This is a genomic window from Pseudobutyrivibrio sp. (assembly GCF_017471675.1).
Taxonomy (GTDB): domain Bacteria; phylum Bacillota; class Clostridia; order Lachnospirales; family Lachnospiraceae; genus Pseudobutyrivibrio.
In genome coordinates this window covers 1-7,254 of the sequence record NZ_JAFUSK010000080.1, presented here as the reverse complement: position 1 = coordinate 7,254, position 7,254 = coordinate 1, and the positions used below count along the sequence as shown (strand labels likewise).

Annotated in this window: 7 protein-coding genes; all 7 read left to right on the top strand. The window is 41.0% G+C overall.

Going from position 1 to position 7,254, the window contains the following annotated elements:
- Positions 1-147 precede the first annotated feature (147 nt).
- The 7 genes from IJ535_RS12915 (at position 148) to IJ535_RS12885 (ending at position 7,083) form a co-directional block, all read left to right on the top strand.
- Positions 148-972, top strand: coding sequence for an NAD-dependent epimerase/dehydratase family protein (locus IJ535_RS12915; RefSeq protein WP_294303677.1), 825 nt, complete (start codon positions 148-150; stop codon positions 970-972).
- Positions 973-1,053: 81 nt separating this feature from the next.
- A complete protein-coding gene (locus tag IJ535_RS12910) occupies positions 1,054-2,001 on the top strand; it encodes a glycosyltransferase family 2 protein (protein ID WP_294303675.1) in 948 nt (315 codons plus the stop codon).
- An 84-nt stretch (positions 2,002-2,085) separates the two neighbouring features.
- Positions 2,086-3,501, top strand: a complete 1,416-nt coding sequence (locus IJ535_RS12905; protein WP_294303673.1) for a hypothetical protein — start codon at positions 2,086-2,088, stop codon at positions 3,499-3,501.
- 157 nt (positions 3,502-3,658) lie between these two features.
- On the top strand, positions 3,659-4,327 hold the full coding sequence (locus tag IJ535_RS12900) for an acylneuraminate cytidylyltransferase family protein (RefSeq protein ID WP_028242313.1): 669 nt from the start codon (positions 3,659-3,661) through the stop codon (positions 4,325-4,327).
- A gap of 1 nt (position 4,328) precedes the next feature.
- A complete protein-coding gene (locus IJ535_RS12895; RefSeq protein WP_294303668.1) occupies positions 4,329-5,336 on the top strand; it encodes a hypothetical protein in 1,008 nt (335 codons plus the stop codon).
- A gap of 64 nt (positions 5,337-5,400) precedes the next feature.
- A complete protein-coding gene (locus IJ535_RS12890; RefSeq protein ID WP_294303667.1) occupies positions 5,401-6,360 on the top strand; it encodes a KpsF/GutQ family sugar-phosphate isomerase in 960 nt (319 codons plus the stop codon).
- Between the two features lie 132 nt (positions 6,361-6,492).
- Positions 6,493-7,083 carry a hypothetical protein gene (locus IJ535_RS12885; protein ID WP_294303665.1) on the top strand — a complete coding sequence of 197 codons (591 nt, stop codon included), beginning with the start codon at positions 6,493-6,495 and terminating at the stop codon, positions 7,081-7,083.
- Positions 7,084-7,254: the final 171 nt, after the last annotated feature.

The window sequence follows — 7,254 nt, the reverse complement described above, 5'->3', positions numbered from 1 at the left end:
GGCTAGATAAACCATACGCAGAAAACGAATCAATACGCAAGAAATACAGCATCCACGCATGGCTAGACAACCTCTTCAAATGAGGCTTCCCCCTCTGGGGGAAGCTGTCAGCGCAGCTGACTGATGAGGGGCAAAGGAGATTAAATAATGAAATACCTAATTACAGGCGCCAACGGCTACATCGGCCAAGGCGTAGTCAAAACAATGCTAGACCTAGGCGCTGAAGTCATCGCCACTGATTTCCACACCGATGACGTAGACGAGCGCGCAAAAAGAATAGATGCCGACATCTTCACCTTGGAAGATCCATACGGTTATTTTGAAAAACCAGATGTAGTTATCCATCTGGCATGGCGAGACGGCTTCCGTCACGCCTCAGAAAACCACATGAAGGATTTACCACATCATTACGAGTTTCTTGAAAAAATGTGCAAGGCAGGTATCAGAAAGCTTTGCGTAATGGGAACTATGCATGAGGTAGGCTTTATGGAAGGCTGCATCAAGGCAGATACACCGTGTGCACCACAGTCACTATACGGTATAGCTAAGAATGCCTTGCGCCAGGCTACAACACTGTTATGTAAAGAAACAGGTGTAAAGCTTCAATGGCTTAGAGGCTACTACATCGTAGGTAATGCCCATAAGGGCTGTAGTATATTCTCTAAGCTTACAGCAGCTGCTGAGGCCGGAGATACTACATTCCCATTTACAACAGGTCAGAATCAGTTCGATTTTACAGATTACGATTTATTCTGCGAACAGGTTGCCAAAGCCAGCATGCAGGATGAAGTACTTGGTATCATCGAATGCTGCACAGGCAAGCCAACGAAGCTTGCAGACCGTGTTGAGAAATTCATTGAAGACAACGGCTATTCCATCAGCCTTGCCTACGGCACCTTCCCAGACCGCCCATACGACAGCAAAGCCGTCTGGGGCGACAACACCAAAATTGAGGAGATACTAAACAAATAGGCTTCTCCCTTAGTAGGGAGAAGCTGTCACCGCTAGGTGACTGATGAGGGTATGATAATAACAACATTAAGGAGACTAAAAATGAAACCAATTTTATACATAGTTATCCCCTGCTACAACGAAGAAGAGGTCCTTCCCATCACAGCCCCTCTCTTCCTAGACAAAATTAACGAATTAGTAAAACTTGATAAAATCGACGATAAATCCCGCGTTATGTTCGTAAACGATGGTTCAAAGGATAAAACTTGGGAAATTATCAAATCCCTCGCCACTCAAGACGAGCACTACGTAGGCATCACTCAAAGCCGCAACCGTGGCCATCAAAACGCCGTTCTAGCTGGCCTTATGGAAGCAAAAGAACTCTGTGATATCACAATCTCCATCGATTGTGACGGTCAGGATGATATCAATGCCATGAACGAAATGGTAGACGCCTACGCAGATGGCTGTGAGATTGTATACGGTGTTCGCAGCAAGCGTGATACAGATACATTCTTTAAGAGATTCACAGCAGAAAGCTTCTACAAGCTTCTCAACAGCATGGGAGCAGAGGTTGTATATAACCATGCAGATTACAGATTGGTTTCAAGCCGTGTGCTTAACGAATTTGCCAATTACAAAGAGGTTAACATCTTTCTTAGAGGTATGTTCCCTCTAGTAGGTTTTAAAAGCACTAGCGTATATTACGAGCGTAATGAGCGTATCGCAGGTGAGAGCCACTACCCACTTTCCAAGATGCTATCTCTTGCTTTTGATGGTATTACATCACTTAGCATCAAGCCTATTCGTATGATTACAGGCTTTGGCGTTTTTGTGGCATTTATCAGCCTTATACTTTTGATATATTCTATCGTCCAGCACATCCTTGGCAACACCCTTGGCGGCTGGTCTAGCATTATGGTAGCTGTTTGTTTCCTTGGTGGAATTCAGCTTATATCCCTTGGTGTAATCGGCGAATACGTCGGCAAAACCTACATGGAAACCAAACAACGTCCACGCTATATAATCAGCGAGAAAACCTATAAATAGGCTTCCCCCTTAGTAGGGGGAAGCTGTCAGCGCAGCTGACTGATGAGGGTATGAATATTTATGCCAGATTAATATGAGGATATAATGAAAGAACCAACAATCCAAAACTTCCTTTCTTTCGAACAGGAACATAAATGTAACCAGATAACAGTAGAGGGCATGCACGTGTGGACCCTCTATCGTTATGAAATCCACAATGCTATAAAAAAGCAATACTACGGCACTAAAGGCGGCAGCGGTAATGGGGAAGCCCCTTTCACAAAAAAGGAACTTCTCACAATGGCGTTAAACGCCCTAAAGCCATTCACATACAAAAATGTAGATGTACTTTTCGTAGGAAACGGACGTAGAACCAAAAACATAGACACAGGTATCTATGAAGATATCTACTGCGATGAAGTTGCTAAGCAGTACAACAGTGTTATATTAGAACACCCTGAGAACCACGGCCATATGCAACCTAATGGCATGGATAATGTGTATTTCACAGATAGAGTGGCGTTCAAGACTAACTTGGCAGTAAAGCTTTCTAAAAAGTTTAATACCAAAACAAGACGGCGCAGAACAGCTCAGGTTACTGAAGCATTATCACCTATCTTTGAAGCTATCAAAATAGAATTTGGTACAGATGTCGCTGCAGCTATGATTCCAGAAGTGGTGGATAGAATGTACTACATCGACATCACTAAAAAGTTCTGCGGCAAGATTTTGGATAAGGCTAAGCCAAAGCTTATTATCGAAATCTGTTACTATGCTATGGAAAGCTATGCTATGAGCATGCTGGCTCATGAAAGAAACATTCCAGTGGCAGAATATAGCCACGGGTTTGCATTTCCTACTCATACGCCTATGCAGTATAACCCAAAGGATCATCTAAATGAGCTTCCAGATTATGAATTGATATATAGCAAGACTCAGCTTCCTATTGTGCATCTTCCAGATAATATTAAGATGCTTACAGTGGGATTTCCATTTTTTGAAAAGCAGCGTGACCATTACAAGAGCTTATATCCAAGGCAGGAAAAGACAATTTGCTTTATCTCCACATTGAATGAAGGGGAAGAAATAAGTAAGGTAGCAGCTAAGGTGGCAGAGCAAATTGGAGATGAATATAGAGTAATCTATAAGTTACATCCATTTGAATTTGCCAGCTACAAGGAAAAATATCCTTGGACAAACACAGATAAGCTAGAAGTTATTGCAAACAATGGTGAGCATATCTTTAGATATTTGGCAGAAAGTGCTATAGTTGTCAGTGCTAGAACAGCATCAGTTTGGGAAGGCATAGGATTTGGATGTGACACTATTTTATTAAATTTTGGTGACACAGCAGTCAATATGGAGTATTTTATAAAGGAAAAGCATGTACCCCTTGTGGACACAGCTGAGCAGGTAATAGAACTTATCCGCTCGGGGGGTGCCGGTCATGTAGACCCAGACGGCATGTTTGAACCAGACGCCATGCGTAACATAACATCGTTTATAAATCAGTTTTTATAAAATTTAAATGAGCTGGTAGTCAAAAGTTTAAATAGCTGGTAGTTAACAAGCTATTAGATTTCTGTAGCGAATCATGTTGATGAGCGAAGAAATACTAATGCTTGTTGGCGTAACCAGCGGGAGATAAATTTGGTTAACCAGCGGATTAGGAGTTTATATGAAGACAGTAGCTTTTGTTCCTATTAAGTTGAATAATGAGAGATTGCCAGGCAAAAATATTAAGCAGTTTGGCGATGGAACTCCACTTATTAATGTGGTTTTAAAGAAGCTTGTACAGCTTAAGGAAGATAAGACAGTAGATGAGATTTATGTATATTGCTCAGATGAAGCAATCATCCCATATCTTCCTGAGGGGGTACAGTTCCTACAGCGTCCTAAGTTTTTGGATGAGAAGACAACAAAGGGTCGCCTTATTTATGAGGAGTTTGTAAAGACTATCGAGGCTGATGTATATTTGCTTGAACACGTAACAACACCACTTGTTACAGTAGAGCATATCAAGGATTGTGTAGACCATGTAAAGAGCGGTGAGTACGAATCTGCATTTACTGCAAAGAAGATGCAGACATTCTTCTGGAAGGGTGGCAAGCCACTTAACTTTGATTTGTATAACCCACCACGTACACAGGATATGGAGCCATTCTATATTGAGACAACATCAACATTTGTATTCAATAGAGAGTCATTTATGAGAAATCATTCTCGTACATCTGAGAATCCTTATATGTGCGAGGTTGAGGAAATAGAAGCAGTAGATATTGATTATGCTGAGGATTTCGAGATTGCAAACGCTATCTATATGAATCAGTTAAAGAAAGGTAATTAAAATGAACAACCAATACCGTTTATTAGACTGTACACTTAGAGATGGTGGCCACATCACTGGGGGTAATTATGGTGAAAAGACTATCACAGGTACAATCGAAAAATTAGTTGAGGCGAAGGTAGATATTATTGAAGTGGGATTTATGTGGGATACACCACTTTCAACAGATTACACAAGATTCTATTCTATGGAGGATGTTAAGCGTATCCTTCCAAAGAATTTAGGGGATTCAACTATTTCTGTAATGGTAGAAAAACCAAATCTTTTAGATCATATTGAAGAGTGCGATGGCACTATTAAGTATGTACGTGTTATCTTCAAGAGACACTTACTTGACTGGGCTTGCGATACAGCAAGAGAGCTTCTTAAGAAGGGCTACCAGGTTTCTATGAACCCAGTTAACTGTACCGTATATACGGATGAAGAATATATCAACGTAATCAAGCGTGTAAATGAGGTACATCCAACTGTATTCTCTATTGTAGATACTTTTGGAAATATGCGTCTTGAGGATTTTGAAAAGAGATTTATTCTTGTTAATGAACATCTTGATAAGGATATTCAGATTGGAATACATCTGCATGAGAATCTTGGACTTGCTTTTGCTATGGCGCAGCGCGCTATTGAAAAGAGATATCCAGAACGTAAATACGTAATAGATGGCTCACTTATTGGTATGGGACGTGACCCAGGAAACCTAAAGATAGAGCAGATTGCAGAATACATGAACTACAAGTTCGACCAGGGATACAACTTGCCTGCCATCTACGATGCAATCAGTGAATACATCGAGCCACTTCATAAGAAATACGGCTGGGGCTTCAAGCTTCCATATGCTATGAGCGCCTACTACGATTTACATCGTACCTACCCAGAGTTTCTCATGAACAAGGGGGACCTTACAATGCGTGACATAGATGTAATCCTCTCTCGCGTAGACCACAGCGAAGCCGAATACTACAACGAAGAATACATCGAAAAACTCTATCAAGAATATAAATCCCACTAAGGCTTCCCCCTCTGGGGGAAGCTGTCACCGCAGGTGACTGATGAGGGTAAAAAAGAGGAACAATATGGATATAATAAATGAAGCAAAACGCGTTTTCGACATCGAAATCTCAGCCTTAGAAAAAACCCGCGACTCCCTAGACGGTGACTTTGAGGCCATCTTACGTGCAGTCATCAGCTGCACTGGCAAGGTCATCATCACCGGCATGGGCAAACCAGGTCATATAGGAGAAAAGCTAGCAGCCACATTCTCAAGCTTGGGTACACCATCTTTCTTCCTTCACCCAGCAGAAGCAATGCACGGTGACCTTGGCATGGTAGCCAAGGATGATGTGGTTATCGCTATTTCATTTAGTGGAGAGAGCGACGAAATTGTAAAGATTCTTCCTACTATCAAACTTATCGGCGCAAAGCTTATTGGCATCACAGGTAATGGTGATTCCACTCTTGCAGAAGCATCAGATATAGTTCAGGTGCTGCCTGATTTCGAAGAGGCTTGTTATCTAGGTCTTGCACCTACATCTAGCACTACAGTAGCACTATGTTATGGTGATGCACTTGCAGTTGTAGCCAGTGGTGTATATGGATTTAAGGATGCTGATTTTGGAAAGTTCCATCCAGCTGGAGCACTCGGTAAGAAGCTTATTTATCGTGTTAATGACCTTATGGATGAGGGCGAAAAGAATGCAGTTATTTCTGTAGATGTTTCCCTAAAGGAAGCTATTATAGAGCTTAGTAACAAGGGTCTAGGTCTGGTATCCTTAGTAGATGATGAAGGTAACCTAAAGGGGGTCATTACAGAAGGTGACCTTCGTAGGATGCTTAGAAACGAAGCAAAAGTGTACGAAATGTCTGCCAAGGAAGCAATGACAGCCAGTCCTAAAACCATCGAAAGTGGCAAGCTGGCGTACGAAGCACTTTCCATCATGAAGGATAAGAATATTGCATGTCTACCAGTTATGAAAGATGGTAAAGTAGTGGGTACAATTAGGATGCAGGCAATACTTGGAGCAGGTATAGTCTAAATTATGAAAAGTTTTTGAATTCTAATTTAAATCATTGAAATGCCGTGATTTATAGATTAAACTCAACTTAGGATAAAGCCGATATAATTATTAAATAACTATATAATCTATAATTAAAGAAAGGTGAATGATATGAAAAGAGTTACAAAATTTTTATCACTTGCACTTGCATTAGTGCTATCAGTATCTGTATTCACTGTAAATGCAAATGCAATGTCAGCAGCGGGACAGGCTCATAAGAGAGACCTTACAACAGAAGAAATTACAACAATCTACAAGGCATTTAATGCAAAGATTTATGCAAAAATGTATCCAGATGTTGTTGCAGAGTTAGGTGAGGACGAAATGAAGTTATTCACACACTTTGTTACATTTGGTATCTGGGAGCAGAGACAGCCATCAGAGGCATTTAACATTGATGCATACGCATCACTCAATCCTGATTTAGCAGAGAAATTTGGTGATGATGTTGTAGCTTACTACATGTATTATGCTAATCATATGGCAGAGTCAGGCTACACAAGAGCAATGCCTACACTTAACTATGCTATCTGGCATGACACAAATGTATACAGCGTATATGATTTCACTGCTGGACAGAAGGGACCTAACAAGGGCGCAGTTCCAGTATGCACAAGAAATTATCATCCAGGTATTGTTATCCGCAATGCAGATGGCAAGGAAATTTGGCCATCAGTTGGTATTAAGCCAGCAGACGAATAAAATTAATTTTAAGAGGGTCGAGCAAATGCTCAATGTCATTAAGTTAAGATGACAGGCGTAATCGCCTAAAACAAATGGCAGGAAAACATTTGCTTTTCCTGCCATTTCCTTTGTTTCTGAGCACGCAAATAAGGCAGACTTGCATCTACCGTAAGTTTTTTATTGCAGTTC